The following is an 18,291-nucleotide window of genomic DNA, read 5'->3' as shown; positions in this document are numbered from 1 at the left end:
GCAGGTTGCGCCCATCACATGGAGACAATGGGGAGGGTTTGTGCAGATTGTGTGGAGATGGCGAGCCGGTCTCGAATCCGGCGCCGGAATCAGCCCATGCGCCGCGCAGGCAGCCACAGCCTGACCCGCACCCCGCCGTCGACGTTATCGACCGCCAGCGCTCCACCATGCAGCTGCATCACTTCGTCGACAAAGTTGAGCCCAAGCCCGGTGCTCTTGCGTCCGGTCCCTGGCCGCGGCAAGGAATAGAAGCGCTCGCTGACCCGCTCGATGGCGTAATCCGGAATCGCCTCCCCCTGGTTGAACAGACTCAACGCAACCCGTTCGCCCTCCTGCACCCACTCGAACGACAACGTGCCGCCGGCCGGCGTGAAGTCGAGTGCGTTGTCCACCAGGTTCGCCAGCGCCTGGCGCAACAGGAAGGGGTCGCACAGTAACAACACACCACCCGGCACCTGTTGCCGGATCTGCAATCCGGCACTGTCGATCCGCGCCGCATACCCGTGCAGCAACTCGTCGAGCAGTGCCGCAAGCGGCACCTGCTGCTCATCCTCCAGCGCCTGCATCTGCTCGACCCGCGCCAGGTTGAGCAAGCGCTCGATCATCTGCTGCAAACGCTCGCTCTCACGCTCGATATTGCTGGCAAAACGCGCCCGCTGCTCATCCGGCATCGGCCCCTGCAACAGCTCGGAAGCCCCGCGAATCGCCGCCAGTGGGCTCTTCAGCTCATGGGTGAGGGTATGCACATAGCGCTCGACATACGCCTTGCCCTCCAACTGCGTGCGCATGCGCTCCACCGCCGTGGCCAGTTGCAGCAGTTCGCCGCCCTTGTAGTGCGGCAGCGCCGCGCGCTCGCCCTCACTCACCGCCTGGGCGTAGCGGGTGAGGCGGCGCAACGACCGCGCCAGCCACCAGGACAGCGCCGCGCCCACCAGCAGCCCGAGCACGATCAAGCCCAGGCCGAGCGTCAGCAAACGTTGCTCGGAGCGGTCGATATAGGGTTGCAGCGAACTGTTGGGCTTGGCCACCGTCACCACTCCGATGACCTGGCCGTTGTCCATGATCGGTGCCGCCACATGCATCACCGAGGTGCTTTCGTCGTCCGGATCGCTGCGGGTCGAACGCGCGCCATACTGGCCGCGCAGGGTCAGGTAGACGTCGTTCCAGCGCGAGTAATCCTTGCCCAGTGCCTGGCCACTGGAGTCGAGCAGGACGATGCCTTGGGCGTCGGTGACATAGATCCGGTGACTGACCTGGTTTTTCGCCAGCCCCCAGATATCGGCACCCGGGCGGCGCTGCCCGTAGGATTCGAGCACTTGCGGCAGACGACTTTGCCCAAGCGTGCCGGCCTTGACGTCATCGTGAAGGATTTCTGCCAACAGGTTGGCGGTGTCCACCAGGGTTTCCTCGGAAGACTGGCGCACCACCGGGCGAATCTGTTCGCGCACGGTATTGAGCAGGAAGTAACCCGACAACCCGACGAACAGGAAGTACACCAGAAAGATCCGGATCCCCAGGCGCATCAGGCGTGGTCCGGGCTGTAGCTGTAGCCCAGGCCGCGATGGGTCTGGATCGGCTCGGCGTCGGCCACGACCTGGCGCAGCTTGGCGCGCAGGCTCTTGATGTGGCTGTCGACGGTACGCTCGTAACCGGCATCGGAGGACACGCCCAGGCCGTCGAGCAGTTGCTCGCGGCTGAACACCCGCCGGGGTTGCTCGAGCAGGCAGTGCAACAGGCGAAACTCATGGCGGGTGAGTGTCAGCGCCTGGCCACGATAGAGAATGCGCATACCCCGCGTATCGACTTCGAACGGCCGGGCTTCGCCCACCGCCTCGCCCCGGGGCGCCATGCGCTTGAGGATCGCCCGCACCCGCGCAGCCACCTCGCGCGGGCTGAACGGCTTGACCACATAGTCGTCGGCACCGATTTCCAAGCCTACGACCCGGTCGATCTCACCATCGCGGGCACTGAGGAACATCACCGGCACCTCGCTGAAGCGGCGCAGCTGGCGACAGGTTTCGAAGCCGCTGATATCGGGCAGACCGATGTCGAGGATGACCAGGTCGGCCGGACGCTGGCGCATCTGATCGAGCGCGGCGCTGCCCAGGTTCACCCAGGTGGTGGTATGGCCGTCGGCCTGGAGAGCGTAGACCAGGGTGTCGGCGATGGCGGATTCGTCTTCGACGATGAGGATGTGGGGCATGGGTGAGGCTCTGAGGGTCTGGTCGTCGATTGTCCGACCGGGCCCTACCGCCGGACAAGCCCACTCCCACAATTGCAGGTTGACGCTGCACCTGCGGGAGCGAGCTTTGCCTGCGAGAGGCCAGCCCGGACGATCAGCAGTCCGGTTTGTCTGCGGTATAGCGCCGCGCCGGGTTCACCGCCGCCTTGAACTCACGCAGCGCCTTGGCGCCGATCAGCAACGGGTAGTTGAAGTTGCTGCGGTCGGTCAGGTTGACCTCCACCGTGCGCTTGACGTCGCCCAGGCACAGCTCCAGGTCCACCACCGGGCGGCGGGCGGCCTCGGCCGGTTCGTCCTCGTCTTCTTCATCGCCCGAGCGGGCCTTGATCTTGCTGATGCGCGCCACCTTGTGCTCGTAGACCTTGCCGTCGGCGTCCTTGGTCGCCAGGCGGAATCGCACCCACTCCTCGCCGTCGCGGGTGAAGGTCTCGATATCCTTGGCCGACAGCGAAGCGGTCAGCGCGCCAGTATCCATCTTGGCCTTGAGGGTCTGGCCGATCTCGGGGAGCTTGATGTACTCGTAGCGGCCATAGAGTGTCGGCTCGGCGGCCAGCACCGGCAGCGCCAGCAGTGACAGGAGGGCAAGCAGTGGTTTCACGGGAAACATTCCTTGAGATGAGACAGTGCTTAGACTACGCGGGCAGGATAGGTTCGTTGTCATAGCCTATCCAACATAATGTGAAACATTTGTGCCTTCCATTGGGCACTGGACGTTTGGCGTAGGGCCTCGCCCTGCTTATCATTGCCAACCGCAAATTTCACACAACAAGAGTCTCCTTATGCGTCGCCTGCTGACCGGCATTCTCACAACAGCCCTGCTGCTGCTCAACACCCTGGTGCTGATCGGGCCGCTGCTGGTCTTCGCCCTGCTCAAGCTGGTGCTGCCCGGCCGTGGCCGCGACTATGCCTCATGGGCGGTGATGTGGATCGCCGAGACCTGGTCGGAAATCGACAAGGCCATCTTCGCCCTGTGCATCCCCACGCAATGGGACATCCGTGGCATCGAGAACCTGAACCCGAACACCTCCTACCTGTGCATCAGCAACCACCAGAGCTGGGTCGACATTCCCGCACTGATCGAAAGCCTCAACCGCCGGGTGCCGTTCTTCAAGTTCTTCCTCAAGAAGGAGCTGATCTGGGTGCCGCTGCTGGGCCTGGCCTGGTGGGCGCTGGACTACCCCTTCATGAAGCGCTACAGCAAGGCCTTCCTCGACAAGCACCCCGAACTCAAGGGCAAGGACCTGGAAATCACCAAGGCTGCCTGTGAGCTGTTCAAGCGCCAGCCGGTGACCGTGGTCAACTACCTTGAAGGCACGCGCTTCACCGAAGCCAAGCGCGCACAACAGCAGTCGCCGTACCGCCACCTGCTCAAGCCCAAGGCTGGCGGCGTGGCCTTCGTGCTCGCCGCACTGGGCGAGCAACTCGATGCCCTGCTCGATGTGACCATCGTCTACCCCGGCAACAAGGCGCCGGGCTTCTGGGACCTGCTCAATGGCAGCATCAGCCGGGTGACCATCGACATTCAGGTGCGTGAGCTGGACCGCACCCTGTGTGAAGGCGACTACGAGAGCGATCCGGCGTTCCGGCAGCAGGTTCAGGCGTGGGTGAACCAGTTGTGGGAAGACAAGGATCAACGCATCGAGCAGCTGCGCGCCGAGATGCGCTGAGCATGATCTCTGCGTATTCGCGGATCTGGCCGCGAATACGCGTCTAGATGCTCGATTAAAATCCATATTTATAATTGAGATAAGCAACTCTTTGTTTGTCATCGTCCAGTCGCCTGGATAAAAATCGATCTACACAATTACAAAAAGCCAGGATCGATCGATGGCCCACACACCCTCCTCTTCCGCCGAGGCGCCAGCCCCACAACTGCGCCGCGTGCTCGGCCTCCCCGCACTGGTGTTCTTCGGCCTGGTGTACATGGTCCCGCTGACCATCTTCACCACCTACGGCATCGTCACCGAGATCACGGGCGGGCGCACCGCAGGTGCCTATCTCGTCACCCTGCTGGCGATGCTGTTCACCGCCACGTCCTACAGCTTCATGGTCAAGCGTTTTCCGGTCGCAGGCTCGGCATACTCCTACACAAACCTCGCCTTCGGTCCGAATATCGGCTTCCTGGCCGGCTGGTCGTTGCTGCTCGACTACCTGTTCATCCCGATGATCAACTACCTGCTCATCGGCCTTTTCCTCAACCTCGCCTTCCCTGCCATCCCGGCCTGGAGCATCGTCCTGGCATCGATTGCCCTGGTCACCCTGCTCAACGTGATCGGCATCCACTCGGTGGCCAAGGCCAGCAACCTGATCGTCGGCGCGCAGATCGTCTTCATCGGAGTGTTCGTCGCCCTGTCCTACCAGAGCCTCGCCGGACAACCGGTAGAGATGCTGGCTCCGCTGCGGGGCGACGGCAGTGCCCCGGGCTTCGCGGCGTTGATGGCCGGGGCGGCGGTGCTGTGTCTTTCGTTCCTGGGCTTCGATGCGGTGTCGACACTGGCCGAGGAATGCAGGGACGCCCGTCGCGACGTACCGCGGGCGATCATCCTCACCACCCTGGGTGCCGGGCTGCTGTTCACCGTGCTCGCCTATGTCAGCCAGTTGGTGCTGCCAGGCAGCGCATTCAGCAACGTCGACGCCGCCGCCAACGAGGTGATGTTCAAGGCCGGCGGCCAGTTCCTCGCCAACTTCTTCACGGCCGCGTTCGTCGCCGGCAGCCTGGGCTCGGCACTGGCCTCCCAGGCGGCGGTGTCACGTATCCTCTTCACCATGGGCCGTGATGGCGTGCTGCCAAGGCGCACCTTCGGCCACCTGTCGCCACGCTTCGGCACACCGGTGTTCGCCATCGTGCTGGTCTCGGCCTTTTCGCTGCTGGCACTGGTGATCGATCTGGCGACCCTGGCATCGCTGATCAGCTTCGGTGCGCTGGTGGCGTTCTCGGTGGTGAACCTGGCAGTGGTGCGCACGCACCTGATCGACGAGCGTACCCATCGCACTCCGACAGGGCTGCTGCGCTATGGCTTGGTGCCATTGGTCGGGTTGGGGCTGACGCTGTGGTTGTGGACCAGCCTGTCGGCGCTGACCCTGGTGATTGGCCTGTGCTGGTTCGCCCTGGGGCTGGCTTACCTGGCGGTGCTGACGGCCGGCTTCCGGCGGCCGGTGCAACTGGTGGACTTTTCCGAGGCGGGGTGACGGCGTGTCCGCGCCGGCTTTTTCGCAGGCAAGCCCGCGAAAGGGCCGGCTGGCTGTCAGACCGATGGCACCGCACTTGCCGGGCTGCCCCACAGGCTGCCCAGGTTCTGCAGCAACGAACCGGCAATGCCCTGCTGCCCCAGGTACTGCAGGATCAACGGCGCGAACTGGCCGATCATGCCGGTATCCATGCCCAGCGCCTTGAAGGCGTTATCCAGGTCGTTGCGATTCTCGACATTGCCCAGGGCATTGCTCAGCGCCGACGGGTGCTGGTTGTTCTGCCCCAGCAACTCGCCCAGCCCGTTGAGCCCGCCCAGGGCGTTGGCACCGGACAACAGGTCGAGACCGGGCACCGCCTTGGTCAACTGGCCGTAGTCGTCATTGCTCAGGTTGTTGCGCGCAAGGCCCAGCATGGCGCCAGCGCCGCCGACAGCCTGCTCGGGGGTGATCTTCAGTTCGCTGCCCAGGGTGTTGAGCAGATTGGCCTGGGCAGCCGGCGCCTGGACCTGGCCTTTCGGGGTCTGCATGGCCGAGACAGCATTGGCGGCATCGTTGAGGTTGAAGGCGAACACCGGGCTTGCGGCCAGGGTCATCAGGGTTGCCAGGGTGAATGCTTTCATCGGAGGACCTCGTAGGCCGGGATGGCCTGGGAAACGAGGCGTTGGACTGGGGGGCCCGGAGGTTTGTTCCTGCCGGGTGTCGGCAAGCAGCGAGCCCGCCCCACAGGCCTGTGGGAGCGGGCTCGTCCCGCGATTGGGCCGCAAAGCGGCCCCAAAAACCTCAGGCAGCGCTGAAGGTCCTGTGCGGATCGATCACGAATTTCTTCGGCACGCCCGCATCGAACTCACCGTACCCTTCCGGCGCCTGATCCAGGCTGATCACCTGCACGCCCACCACTTCGGCGATGTTGATCCGATCCCACATGATCGCCTGCATCAGCTGGCGGTTGTACTTCATGGTCGGGGTCTGGCCGGTGTGGAAGCTGTGCGACTTGGCCCAGCCCAGGCCGAAGCGGATGCTCAGCGCGCCGATCTTCGCCGCCGCGTCCACCGCGCCCGGGTCTTCGGTCACGTACAGGCCCGGAATGCCGATCTTGCCGGCCACACGGGTGACCTGCATCAGCGAGTTGAGCACGGTCGCCGGGGCTTCGTGCTTGGCACCTTCATGGCCGTGGCCGCGGGCTTCGAAACCTACCGCATCGACGGCGCAGTCCACTTCCGGCTCGCCGAGGATGTCGATGATCTGCTCGTGCAGCGGGGTGTCCTTGGACAGGTCGACCACCTCGAAGCCCTGGGACTTGGCGTGGGCCAGGCGCAGCGGATTGAGGTCACCCACGATCACGCAGGCGGCGCCCAGCAGGCGTGCCGAAGCGGCAGCGGCCAGGCCGACCGGGCCGGCGCCTGCCACATAGACGGTGCTGCCCGGGCCGACGCCTGCGGTGACAGCGCCGTGGTAGCCGGTGGGCAGGATGTCCGACAGGCAGGTCAGGTCACGGATCTTCTCCATGGCCTTGTCGCGGTCAGGCAGTTTCAGCAGGTTGAAGTCGGCGTACGGCACCAGAACGTATTCAGCCTGGCCGCCGGTCCAGTCACCCATGTCGACATAACCATAGGCACCGCCGGCACGGGCCGGGTTGACGGTCAGGCAGACGCCGGTGTGCATCTCCTTGCAGGAACGGCAGCGCCCGCAAGCGACGTTGAACGGCACCGACACCAGGTCGCCGATCTTCAGGCGCTCGACATCGCGGCCCAACTCGACGATTTCACCCGTGATCTCATGGCCGAGAACCAGGCCGACCTGAGCGGTGGTGCGGCCCCGGACCATGTGCTGGTCGGAACCGCAGATATTGGTGGAGACCACCTTGAGGATCACGCCGTGCTCGATCTTCTTGCCGCGCGGATCCTGCATCTTGGGGTAGTCGATCTTCTGCACCTCGACCTTGCCTGCGCCGAGATACACCACTCCACGATTACCAGACATGCTCTTACCTCGCTTGATTTGTATTTATGCAGCGGTGGTTGAAGCGCCGCCATCCCTGGGCGGCCTGTGTTACTGGAATGAGGGGAATTGTGGGCTTGATGGGGGATGTCGCAGTGACTGGATGCGACAGGGGATTATCTGTTTACGGCAGGTCGAAAGTGGTGAGGCCATTCGCGGGCAAGCCCGCTCCTACAACACTGTGGGAGCGGGCTTGCCCGCGAAGAGGCCCGTGCAGACGTCAGAGAACGACAGTCCGGTTGGCATTGAGGAACACCCGTCGCTCGATGTGATACCCCACCGCCCGCGCCAGGGTCAGGCACTCGATATCGCGCCCCTTGGCGATCAGATCTTCAGGATAGTGGCTGTGATCGACCACCTCGACGCCCTGGGCAATGATCGGCCCTTCGTCGAGGTCGTTGTTGATGTAGTGGGCGGTCGCGCCGACCATCTTCACACCCTTGTTGTACGCCTGGTGATAAGGCTTGGCGCCCTTGAACCCCGGCAGCAGCGAGTGATGGATGTTGATCGCCCAGCCATCCAGGCGCCGGCACAGCTCTGGCGAAAGCACCTGCATGTAGCGCGCGAGAATCACCAGCTCAGCGCCGGTTTCCTCGATCACCTTGAGCACCTTGCGCTCCTGGCCCGGCTTGTCGTTCGGGTCGAGCGCGAAGTGGTAGTAGGGAATCTTGTGCCAGTGCGCCAGCGGCTCCAGGTCGGGGTGGTTGGAGATCACTGCGACCACCTCCATGCCCAATTGGCCGATGCGCTGGCGATACAGCAGGTCGTTCAGGCAATGGTCGGCCTTGGACACCATGATCACCACCTTGGGGCGGTGATTGGGTGCCGTCAGCTCGAACGCCATGCCAAAGGCTTCACTGCGCTCGGCGAGCCCGGCACGGAAGGCATCTTCATCGAAACCGTCAGGTGCGCGGAATTCCACACGGATGAAGAAACGCCCCGACAGTCGGTCATCGAAGGAGTGATGCTCGGTGACGTAGCAGCGCTGCTCGAAGAGATGACGCGTGACCACATCGACCGTGCCGAGCATGCTCGGGCAGTCGGCGGTGAGAATCCAGGTGTCCGGTGCCCGACTCATGATCTGCGCTCCTTATGCCTCGATGGCCAGGCCGTACTCGGCCGATGCGTCCTGCAGCCACAGCCACCAGTAGTCGGAGAAGCTGCGGCGGATCACCAGCTCCCAGGTGTCTTCGGCAGTGCGGCGGATCACCAGTTGCGACTTGGCGAACACGGTGCCGACGGCCTTGCCCACAGGGAAGTTGTTCGGGTGTACATCATAGCTGGTGGATTTCATCAGCACGTCGCGCACGTTCGGGCCGCGCAGCTCGAGCAGGGTCTGCCCGCCACTGACATTGACCACCTGGACATGCTGGCCGTCGAGGGCATCGCGCAGCTTCTGCTCGACGCTGAACTCCTGGCCGCCCGGGACGATCAGCAGCCATTCGTCGGGGCCGACCCACTGCAGCGACATGTCACTGTTGGCGACCACCGTCAGCGCCACCGGCAGCTCCAGGCCCAGGGCCTTGTGCACGGCGCCGGCGAACTGCGGATCGTGGCCATCACCACGGATCGTCAGGTGACCGAGGAATTTCTTCTCGCGCAGGGTGACGCCTGCGTTGTTGCGGCCCTTGCCGACCAGGCTGGCCAGGTCTGCGTGGTGCAGCGGCGACTGGGCCTTGGCATCGCTGCCGGGGTTTTGCTGGAAGACGTTGATAGCGCTCATTTCTTACCTGCCTTGAATTCTTGTGCCAGGAACGGCGCCGACCTGTAGGAGCGGGCTTGTCCCGCGATTGGGGCGCAGAGGCCACCATCGCAATCGCGGGGCAAGCCCGCTCCCACAGGGTCCGGCGTGGTCTTCCAATGCCTTAGACGTTCTGCCGCTCACCCTTCGGATCGAAGAACACCGAAGACACGATCTCTGCCTCGATCACGCTGCCGTCGGCCTGTGGCGAATAGACCCGCTCGCCGAGGCGCTTGAGGCCACCCTTGACCACGCCCATGGCGAACGAATAGCCCAGGGAGTTGGCCTTGTAGCTGGAGGTGACGTGACCGACCATGTCCATCGGGATCGGCTGCTTGGGATCGAACACCAGCTGGGCACCTTCAGGCAGCCACACGTTCGGGTCCACAGGCTTGAGGCCGACCAGTTGCTTGCGGTTCTCGCGGGTGGTGTCCTCGCGGTTCATGCCGCGCAGGCCGATCCACGAGAACGGCTTGTTGCGGCCCACGCACCAACTCATGTTCAGGTCGTCCGGCGTCATCGAGCCGTCGGTGTCCTGGCCGACGATGATGAAGCCCTTCTCGGCACGCAGCACGTGCATGGTCTCGGTGCCGTACGGCGTGAGGTTGTACTGCTTGCCCGCCTCGATGATCTTTTCCAGCACGCCCATGGCGTAGTTGGCCTGGACGTTGACCTCGTAAGACAGCTCGCCGGTGAACGAGATACGGAACACCCGCGCCGGCACCCCACCGACGTTGCCTTCCTTCCAGCTCATGAACGGGAAGGCGTCCTTGTCCAGGTCGATATCGCTGATCTGCTCCAGCAGCTTGCGGCTGTTGGGGCCGGACAGGGTCATGGTCGCCCAGTGGTCGGTGACCGAGGTGAAGTACACCTTCAGCTCCGGCCATTCGGTCTGGTGGTACAGCTCCAGCCACTGCAGCACACGGGCGGCGCCGCCAGTGGTGGTGGTCATGATGAAGTGGTTGTCGCCGACGCAGGCGGTCACACCGTCGTCGAAGACCATGCCGTCTTCCTTGCACATCAGGCCGTAGCGGGCCTTGCCCACATCGAGCTTGGTCCAGGCGTTGGTGTACACGCGGTTGAGGAACTCGCGCGCATCCGGGCCCTGGATGTCGATCTTGCCGAGCGTGGAAGCATCGAGCAGGCCCACGCTGTCACGCACCGCCTTGCACTCACGAGCCACGGCGGCGTGAATGTCTTCGCCAGGCTTGGGGAAGTACCACGGACGCTTCCACTGGCCGACATCCTCGAACTCGGCGTTGTTCTTCACGTGCCAGGCGTGCAGCGCGGTGAAGCGCACCGGCTCGAACAGGTGGCCACAATGACGGCCCGCCACCGCGCCGAACGTGACCGGCGTGTAGTTGGGGCGGAACATGGTGGTGCCCATTTCCGGAATGGTGATACCCAGCGAGCGGGCGGCGATGGCCAGGCCGTTGATGTTGCCCAGCTTGCCCTGGTCGGTGCCGAAGCCCAGCGCGGTGTAACGCTTGACGTGCTCGACCGACTCGAAGCCTTCGCGGGTGGCCAGCTCGATGGCGGCAGCAGTGACGTCGTTCTGCTGGTCGACGAACTGTTTCGGGGCGCGCGCAGTGCCTTTGTCGTGCGGCACCTGGAACAGCGCCACGGTGGCCTCTTCCTTGCGCTGCACGGTCTTGGGCAGGCTGCCGACGCTGGCCTTGAAGCCGGCCTCGGTGGCGGCGCGAACACCGCCTTCGAAACCATCGGCGAGGGTGTCGCCCAGCGCATAGACGCCGTTCACGCCACCGACGCACACACGCTTCTGCGGCGCGTCGCCCGGCACGAAGCCGAGGATATCGTCACGCCAGACAGGGCGCCCGCCCAGGTGCGAGGCCAGGTGCACCACCGGGCTGTAGCCCCCGGAAGTGGCAACCAGGTCGCATTCGAGCCATTCGCCAGGGCTGGTGACCTTGTGCGCAGGCACATCGATGGCCGCCACACGGGCACCGGTGACGTGCTTGCCGCCACGGGCTTCGATCACCGCGCTGGAGGTGAGGATGCGGATACCCTTGGCACGCGCCTCCTCGACCAGCGAACCGCGTGGGTTGTGGCGCGCATCGGCGATGGCGACCACCTGCAGGCCGGCATCGTGCCAGTCAAGGGCGGTGCGGTAGGCATGGTCGTTGTTGGTCGACAGCACCAGCTTGCGGCCCGGCGCCACGCCATAACGGCGCACATAGGTGGAAACCGCTCCGGCCAGCATGTTGCCCGGCAGGTCGTTGTTGCCGTACACCAGCGGACGTTCATGGGCGCCGGTAGCCAGCACCACACGCTTGGCCCGCACACGGTGCACGCGCTGGCGTACCTGGCCGATCGGCGCGCGGTCACCGAGGTGGTCGGTGAGGCGCTCGTGGATGGTCAGGAAGTTGTGGTCGTGGTAACCGTTGACCGTGCTGCGCGGCAGCAGGGTGACTTCGGCCAGCCCCTGCAGCTCGGCAAGGGTCGCAGCCACCCAGTCGGCGGCCGGCTTGCCGTCGAGGGTCTCGCGGCTGTCGAGCAGGCTGCCGCCGAACTCTTCCTGTTCATCGGCCAGGATCACCCGCGCCCCGCTACGGCCGGCCGCCAGTGCAGCAGCCAGGCCTGCCGGGCCGGCACCGACGATCAGCACGTCGCAGTGCTGGTTCATGTAGTCGTAGCTGTCCGGGTCGTTCTGCAGCGGTGCACGGCCCAGGCCCGCCGCCTTGCGGATGTACTTCTCGTAGGTCATCCAGAACGACTTGGGATACATGAAGGTCTTGTAGTAGAACCCCGGCGGCATCATGTTGCCGCCGACCTTGCCGATGATGCCCATCACGTCGTTGTTGACGTTCGGCCAGCCGTTGGTGCTGCTGGCCACCAGGCCCGAATACAGGGCCTGCTGGGTGGCACGCACGTTGGGGATCTGGGTGGCTTCGCTGGAGCCGATCTGCAGGATAGCGTTCGGCTCTTCGGTACCGGCGGCGATGATCCCGCGCGGGCGCGAATACTTGAAGCTGCGCCCGACGATCTCGACACCGTTGGCCAGCAGCGCGGCGGCCAGGGTATCGCCGGCATAACCCTGGTAGGTCTTGCCGTTGAAGGTAAAGTTCAGAACCTTGCTGCGGTCGATGCGACCGCCGCTGGCGAGGCGATAGACCTGGCTCATACTTTTTCTCCCTGGCCCTTGGCGGTCGCCGGTGCGGCGCTTTGTCTGGATGCGGCGGTCACCTGAGGCTTCTCACCGATCTTGTAGGTTTCGAGAATCTCGTAGGTCACCGTGTCACGGGTCACGTTGAAGTACTGGCGGCAACCGGCGACGTGGTCCCACAGCTCGTGGTGGATACCGCGCGGGTTGTCGCGGAAGAACATGTAGGTGCCCCACTCTTCGTCGGAGCAGGTGTTCGGGTCCAGCGGGCGGGCGATGTGCGCCTGGCCTGAAGCGTGGAATTCTTCTTCGGAGCGCAGCTCGCCGCAGTGGGGACAGAAGATTTGCAACATGACGATTGTCTCCGGGTCAGTGGGCGACGGCAGCAGCGCCGTGTTCGTCGATCAGCGCGCCGTTGTAGAAACGGTCGATGGAGAAAGGCGCGGCCAGTGGATGCATCTCGCCCTTGGCCAGGCTCGCCGCGAAGACGTTGCCCGAGCCCGGAGTGGCCTTGAAGCCGCCCGTGCCCCAACCGCAGTTGAAGAACATGTTCTTGACCGGGGTCTTGGAGATGATCGGGCACGCATCCGGGGTGGTGTCGACGATGCCGCCCCACTGGCGGTTCATGCGCACGCGCGACAGGATCGGGAACATCTCGACGATCGCCTGCAGGGTGTGCTCGATGATCGGGTACGAGCCACGCTGGCCATAACCGACCCAACCGTCGATGCCGGCGCCGATCACCAGGTCGCCCTTGTCGGACTGGCTGATGTAGCCGTGCACGGCGTTGGACATGATCACCGAGTCGATGATCGGCTTGATCGGCTCCGACACCAGTGCCTGCAGGGGGTGCGACTCCAGCGGCAGGCGGAAGCCGGCAAGCTTGGCCATGTGCCCGGAGTTACCGGCAGTGACCACGCCGACGCGCTTGGCACCGATGAAGCCCTTGTTGGTTTCCACACCGATCACCGCACCGTTCTCCTTGCGGAAACCAATGACTTCGGTCTGCTGGATCAGGTCCACACCCAGGGCGTCGGCGGCCCGGGCGAAGCCCCAGGCGACCGCATCGTGGCGGGCCACGCCGCCGCGACGCTGCACGGTGGCGCCCAGGATCGGGTAACGGGTGTTCTTCGAGCAGTCCAGGTACGGGATCTCGGCCGCGACCTGGTCGGTGAGGATCAGCTCGCCATCGACACCATTGAGGCGGTTGGCGTTGACCCGGCGCTCGGAATCGCGGATGTCCTGCAGGGTGTGGCACAGGTTGTAGACGCCGCGCTGGGAGAACATCACGTTGTAGTTGATGTCCTGCGACAGGCCTTCCCACAGCTTCATGGCGTGTTCGTAGAGGTGCGCGGACTCATCCCACAGGTAGTTGGAACGCACGATGGTGGTGTTGCGCGCGGTGTTGCCACCGCCCAGGTAACCCTTCTCGACCACCGCGACGTTGGTGATGCCGTGTTCCTTGGCCAGGTAGTAAGCCGTGGCCAGGCCATGGCCGCCGCCGCCAACAATGACCACGTCGTAGACCTTCTTGGGGGTCGGCGTGCGCCACATGCGCTGCCAGTTCTCGTGGTGGCTGAGGGAGTGCTTGAGAAGGCCGAAGCCCGAATAGCGTTGCATGGTGTTCTACTCCACTCAGCGGTAGACCGGGAAGTCGGCGCACAGGGCGGCGACGTTCTTGGCGACATCGGCTTCGACGTCGGCGTCGCCCAGGTTGTCCAGCACATCGCAGATCCAGCCCGCCAGCGCCACGCACTGGGCAACCTTGAAGCCGCGGGTGGTGACGGCCGGGGTGCCGATGCGCAGGCCCGAGGTGACGAACGGCGACTGCGGGTCATTGGGCACAGCGTTCTTGTTGACGGTGATGTGGGCGCGGCCGAGGGCGGCGTCAGCATCCTTGCCGGTCAGGCCCTGGCGGATCAGGCTGACCAGGAACAGGTGGTTGTCGGTGCCGCCGGAAACCACGTCGTAACCACGCTCGATGAACACCTGGGCCATGGCCTGGGCGTTCTCGATGACCTGCTTCTGGTAGGTCTTGAATTCGGGCTCCAGAGCCTCCTTGAAGCACACCGCCTTGGCTGCGATCACATGCATCAGCGGGCCGCCCTGGGCGCCAGGGAATACGGCAGCGTTGAGCTTCTTCTCGATCTCTTCGTTGGACTTGGCCAGGATCAGGCCGCCACGCGGACCGCGCAGGGTCTTGTGGGTGGTGGTGGTGACCACGTCGGCAAAAGGAATCGGGTTCGGGTACAGGCCCGCAGCGACCAGGCCGGCAACGTGGGCCATGTCGACGAACAGCAGCGCACCGACTTTATCGGCGATCTGGCGGAAACGTGGGAAATCGAGGGTTTTCGAGTAGGCCGAGAAACCGGCGACGATCATCTTCGGCTTGTGCTCGACGGCGAGGCGCTCGACTTCGTCGTAGTCGATCAGGCCGGTATTGGTGTCGATTCCGTATTGAACGGCGTTGTACAGCTTGCCCGAGGACGACACCTTGGCACCGTGGGTGAGGTGGCCGCCGTGGGCCAGGCTCATGCCCAGGATGGTGTCACCGGCCTGCAGCAGAGCGAGGTAGACCGCGCTGTTGGCCGAAGAGCCGGAGTGCGGCTGGACGTTGGCGTAATCGGCGCCGAACAGCTGCTTGGCGCGCTCGATGGCCAGTGCCTCGACCTTGTCGACGTGCTCGCAGCCACCGTAGTAGCGCTTGCCCGGATAGCCTTCGGCGTACTTGTTGGTCAGGCCGCTGCCCTGGGCCTGCATGACGCGCTTGCTGGTGTAGTTCTCCGAGGCGATCAGCTCGATGTGATCTTCCTGGCGCTGTTCCTCGGCATTCATCGCCGCCAGCAGTGCATCGTCGTAACCCTGGATCTGGTCTTGCTTGCTGAACATCGTGTTTCTCCCGGCAGCGATCGCTTCTTGTCTGATGAGGGTCTTCTCACCCTTTGCAGCGATGGTATGACTGGGCCGGGGGGCACAGATGCCTGCGCGCGCCTTGCAATGGCGCGTTTACGACATAGCGCTCCGGGGAGGTTCACTGGCTTTCTTCGACAAGTCGGCTACCTAGTATTTCTGTCAGTTTCCAGGCAGGCCAGCGTAGGCTTACCCTCACTGGCACCAGTGACGCGTCAGTCAAATGCGAGGGTCGCCTTGGCTCTGTCTGAATAAGCCTTGAAAAGGTCAGCAAGGCGAAAACAGCCAAGGAACGGCCTGAGTCGCGCCCGACTTTACGGGGTGAAAGTGAGCATTTCGACTGGGCTGTTGCATCAGGCTGTCTTCAGCGATCACCGATTATCAAGGCTTTTCGTACAGAGCCTGACCATCAATAAGCCAGGAGCTCATTCATGAATACTCACCCAAGTGACAATCCGGCATTACTCCTACAGGCCAATGTTGGTAGCGTTTTCAAACAAGGTCAGGCTTCGCTGCCAGTGATCCATCGGCAGATCAAGCTCGCTGGAGGACAGGCGACCGTCACCGTGTTGTTCGGCGACGGTTCGTCCAAGGTGGCCACGGTCTCTGCGGACAAAACCGTGCCGTATCTGACGTTGGACGACATCGTATTCGAGGGCAACAGCCTTGGCCGTGTCAGCAGAGTGCTTGTCGACGACGCTGGCAATGAACAGCCGTCCTACAGCTATCAAACCTTGGAAGCGCCCGGCACTACATATCCAGCTGACGCGCCGAAAAGCCGTGTGAGCTACAACCCTACCCGTGGCGGTACTTTCCAACCAAGCGCCGCTGAAAAAAATACCGTACTGGATCGCACCGTGTATGAGTTGGCGAGCGGGGAAATTTTCCTTGTCCTCAGAACACAGGACATCAATGACACTTCCATACGCCGCACTTACTCTTCGAACAATGTATCCGGCTTGCCCATGCTGCCCGCCTTACTGGCGGTAGGTGATTACTACGTCAGCCCGGACAGTAGCAACCTGCTGTCTCTGGTAGTAGGACGGCGCAAGCGCTCTTCCAATGAAGTGGAAATAGTGTTGGCCAGCCTGGAGGAACAACCGAAACGCAGTACGCGCGTGTTCACCACCCCCCCCTCATCTGCCGATACTGCCGACATTGCCGGCGAGTTTAATTTCGCGCCCACCGCACCTTCAGCAACCAACGGCAACGTACAAGAAGTTGATTCATTGAAGAACGCCCGCGCACTGATCGCCAGTTCACGCAACCTGTCCGTGCACCTCAATCAATCGGGAACGACGTACTATCGGTTGTTTTACCCTGATCGCCCTGGAGAAAACATCAGGGTTCAAGCCGAGCATGGCTCATTCAACACTGAGCTTGTGAACGACGTGCTGCTGCCCCATTACGCCCCTGGGGATTTTGTCTATGAAAATGATGCATTTCATGACCTGACCAAAATCGTGGACGACGACGGCGCGTCTGTCATCACGCATGCCCTGACAGAGCCAGCGATCCCAGAAGCCCCGTTGCAGGATGATGGCCTCGCGCTCACGACAACCGGGCAGACGGTGACCATTAACGGCGAAGAAGAGATTGTGGTATCCCGCCAGGTTATCTCGGATTTTGAGTGGGGCTTCATCTTGCGCATGCTCACGCTCAGTAATCGTACGTTTCACATCAAGAGCTACGCCGCACAACCTATCCTTGGCGGCTTCGGCGATGTGATCATCCACAGATCGGCCGGCCGATGGTTGTACGCCACGGGGATGTATCGCAGCTACACCGCAAATTCTGGTGCTCCCGTGCAACTGATGACCGCACAACTGAACAATGCACTTGAGTGACCGCTTCACCTGCGCAGCGCTATAGGGAGCGTCTGCGCAGGTTTTGCGTTGTATAGGCAACTGGCGAATCCTTGGTTTAAAGTGCTGGCTCGCTTTGCTCACAGGACAGCGCCATGACAGACAAGAGCCAACAATTCGCCAGCGACAACTATTCCGGCATCTGCCCTGAAGCCTGGGCGGCGATGGAAAAGGCCAACCAGGGCCATGAGCGTGCCTATGGTGACGATCAGTGGACCGAACGCGCCTCGGAATACTTCCGCAAGCTGTTCGAGACCGACTGCGAGGTGTTCTTCGCCTTCAACGGCACTGCCGCCAACTCCCTGGCGCTGGCCTCGCTGTGCCAGAGCTACCACAGCGTGATCTGCTCCGAGACCGCCCACGTCGAGACCGACGAGTGCGGCGCGCCGGAGTTCTTTTCCAACGGCTCCAAGCTGCTGACCGCACGCAGCGTCAACGGCAAGCTGACCCCGGACTCGATCCGCGAGGTCGCGCTCAAACGCCAGGACATCCACTATCCCAAGCCGCGCGTGGTCACCATCACCCAGGCCACCGAAGTCGGCAGCGTGTATCGCCCCGACGAGCTCAAGGCAATCAGCGCCACCTGCAAGGAGCTGGGCCTGAACCTGCACATGGATGGCGCACGCTTCTCCAACGCCTGTGCGTTCCTCGGCTGTTCGCCGGCGGAGCTGACCTGGAAGGCGGGCATCGATGTGTTGTGCTTCGGTGGCACCAAGAACGGCATGGCGGTGGGCGAGGCGATCCTGTTCTTCAACCGCGACCTGGCCGAAGACTTCGACTACCGCTGCAAGCAGGCCGGGCAGCTGGCCTCGAAGATGCGCTTCCTATCGGCGCCCTGGGTCGGGCTGCTGGAAGACGGCGCCTGGTTGCGTCACGCACAGCATGCCAACCACTGCGCGCAGTTGCTGGCTTCGCTGGTCAGTGACCTGCCGGGTGTCGAGCTGATGTTCCCGGTGGAAGCCAACGGGGTGTTCCTGCATTTACCGGAATTCGCCATCGAAGCCCTGCGCGGCAAGGGCTGGCGCTTCTACACCTTCATCGGTAGCGGTGGCGCGCGCTTCATGTGCTCGTGGGATACCGAAGAAGCGCGGGTGCGTGAGCTGGCGGCCGATATCCGCGCAATCATCGGCAGCTGATCGAAAGGCACTCGGCGAGAGCGGGCTGTTTGGGACCGGGCTTGTGGGGGCCCGACAAGCCCGCTCCTCCACTCAAGGTCATCAGCAAG

At 63.4% G+C, this 18,291-nt stretch carries 15 protein-coding genes; 4 read left to right on the top strand and 11 right to left on the bottom strand.

Annotation, left to right across the window (positions count from 1 at the left end):
• Window positions 1-89: 89 nt before the first annotated feature.
• The 3 genes from creC to ACK3BK_RS01765 form a co-directional block, all read right to left on the bottom strand.
• Complete coding sequence (gene creC, locus ACK3BK_RS01775; RefSeq protein WP_186711522.1) at window positions 90-1,523, bottom strand: two-component system sensor histidine kinase CreC; 1,434 nt, start codon at window positions 1,521-1,523, stop codon at window positions 90-92.
• Entirely contained in the window at window positions 1,523-2,203 is a 681-nt protein-coding gene (gene creB / locus ACK3BK_RS01770) for a two-component system response regulator CreB (protein ID WP_186667481.1), read from the bottom strand. Before creB ends, creC begins: the two co-directional genes overlap by 1 nt.
• Window positions 2,204-2,336: 133 nt before the next feature.
• Window positions 2,337-2,840: an ATP-dependent zinc protease gene (locus ACK3BK_RS01765; protein ID WP_411383633.1), complete on the bottom strand. Its 504-nt coding sequence runs from the start codon at window positions 2,838-2,840 to the stop codon at window positions 2,337-2,339.
• Window positions 2,841-3,021: 181 nt separating this feature from the next.
• Between ACK3BK_RS01765 and ACK3BK_RS01760 the strand changes: the two genes are divergently transcribed.
• Both ACK3BK_RS01760 and ACK3BK_RS01755 read left to right on the top strand, forming a co-directional pair.
• Window positions 3,022-3,909 carry an acyltransferase gene (locus tag ACK3BK_RS01760; RefSeq protein WP_186720162.1) on the top strand — a complete coding sequence of 296 codons (888 nt, stop codon included), beginning with the start codon at window positions 3,022-3,024 and terminating at the stop codon, window positions 3,907-3,909.
• A gap of 160 nt (window positions 3,910-4,069) precedes the next feature.
• Window positions 4,070-5,431 (top strand): APC family permease, encoded by a 1,362-nt coding sequence (locus ACK3BK_RS01755; protein WP_411383632.1) that lies wholly within the window; start codon window positions 4,070-4,072, stop codon window positions 5,429-5,431.
• Between the two features lie 56 nt (window positions 5,432-5,487).
• On the opposite strand, the gene ACK3BK_RS01750 is transcribed toward ACK3BK_RS01755, so the two are convergent.
• The 8 genes from ACK3BK_RS01750 to ACK3BK_RS01715 form a co-directional block, all read right to left on the bottom strand.
• Window positions 5,488-6,051, bottom strand: coding sequence for a DUF2780 domain-containing protein (locus ACK3BK_RS01750; protein ID WP_186720164.1), 564 nt, complete (start codon window positions 6,049-6,051; stop codon window positions 5,488-5,490).
• A 160-nt stretch (window positions 6,052-6,211) separates the two neighbouring features.
• Complete coding sequence (gene fdhA / locus ACK3BK_RS01745; protein ID WP_054892154.1) at window positions 6,212-7,411, bottom strand: formaldehyde dehydrogenase, glutathione-independent; 1,200 nt, start codon at window positions 7,409-7,411, stop codon at window positions 6,212-6,214.
• A gap of 238 nt (window positions 7,412-7,649) precedes the next feature.
• Window positions 7,650-8,507 (bottom strand): formyltetrahydrofolate deformylase, encoded by an 858-nt coding sequence (purU, locus tag ACK3BK_RS01740; protein ID WP_186667476.1) that lies wholly within the window; start codon window positions 8,505-8,507, stop codon window positions 7,650-7,652.
• A gap of 12 nt (window positions 8,508-8,519) precedes the next feature.
• A complete protein-coding gene (locus ACK3BK_RS01735) occupies window positions 8,520-9,152 on the bottom strand; it encodes a sarcosine oxidase subunit gamma (RefSeq protein WP_186667475.1) in 633 nt (210 codons plus the stop codon).
• Window positions 9,153-9,294: 142 nt separating this feature from the next.
• On the bottom strand, window positions 9,295-12,312 hold the full coding sequence (locus tag ACK3BK_RS01730) for a sarcosine oxidase subunit alpha (protein ID WP_186667474.1): 3,018 nt from the start codon (window positions 12,310-12,312) through the stop codon (window positions 9,295-9,297).
• Window positions 12,309-12,644: a sarcosine oxidase subunit delta gene (locus tag ACK3BK_RS01725; protein ID WP_186667473.1), complete on the bottom strand. Its 336-nt coding sequence runs from the start codon at window positions 12,642-12,644 to the stop codon at window positions 12,309-12,311. The genes ACK3BK_RS01730 and ACK3BK_RS01725 overlap by 4 nt, the downstream gene beginning before the upstream one ends.
• A 16-nt stretch (window positions 12,645-12,660) precedes the next feature.
• The gene (locus tag ACK3BK_RS01720; RefSeq protein ID WP_054892149.1) at window positions 12,661-13,911 is read right to left on the bottom strand and encodes a sarcosine oxidase subunit beta family protein; all 1,251 of its coding nucleotides are present in this window, start codon (window positions 13,909-13,911) and stop codon (window positions 12,661-12,663) included.
• A 15-nt stretch (window positions 13,912-13,926) separates the two neighbouring features.
• Window positions 13,927-15,180, bottom strand: coding sequence for a serine hydroxymethyltransferase (locus tag ACK3BK_RS01715; protein WP_063542290.1), 1,254 nt, complete (start codon window positions 15,178-15,180; stop codon window positions 13,927-13,929).
• Window positions 15,181-15,632: 452 nt separating this feature from the next.
• Here ACK3BK_RS01715 and ACK3BK_RS01710 point away from each other — a divergent pair, with 452 nt between their 5' ends.
• Together ACK3BK_RS01710 and ACK3BK_RS01705 are read left to right on the top strand one after the other, a co-directional pair.
• Window positions 15,633-17,048 (top strand): hypothetical protein, encoded by a 1,416-nt coding sequence (locus ACK3BK_RS01710; RefSeq protein ID WP_411383631.1) that lies wholly within the window; start codon window positions 15,633-15,635, stop codon window positions 17,046-17,048.
• 113 nt (window positions 17,049-17,161) lie between these two features.
• Window positions 17,162-18,202 (top strand): low specificity L-threonine aldolase, encoded by a 1,041-nt coding sequence (locus ACK3BK_RS01705; RefSeq protein WP_411383630.1) that lies wholly within the window; start codon window positions 17,162-17,164, stop codon window positions 18,200-18,202.
• Window positions 18,203-18,291: the final 89 nt, after the last annotated feature.

The organism is Pseudomonas sp. L7, from assembly GCF_046605565.1.
GTDB classification, from domain to species: domain Bacteria; phylum Pseudomonadota; class Gammaproteobacteria; order Pseudomonadales; family Pseudomonadaceae; genus Aquipseudomonas; species Aquipseudomonas wayambapalatensis.
This window is presented reverse-complemented; position numbering and strand designations above follow the sequence as displayed.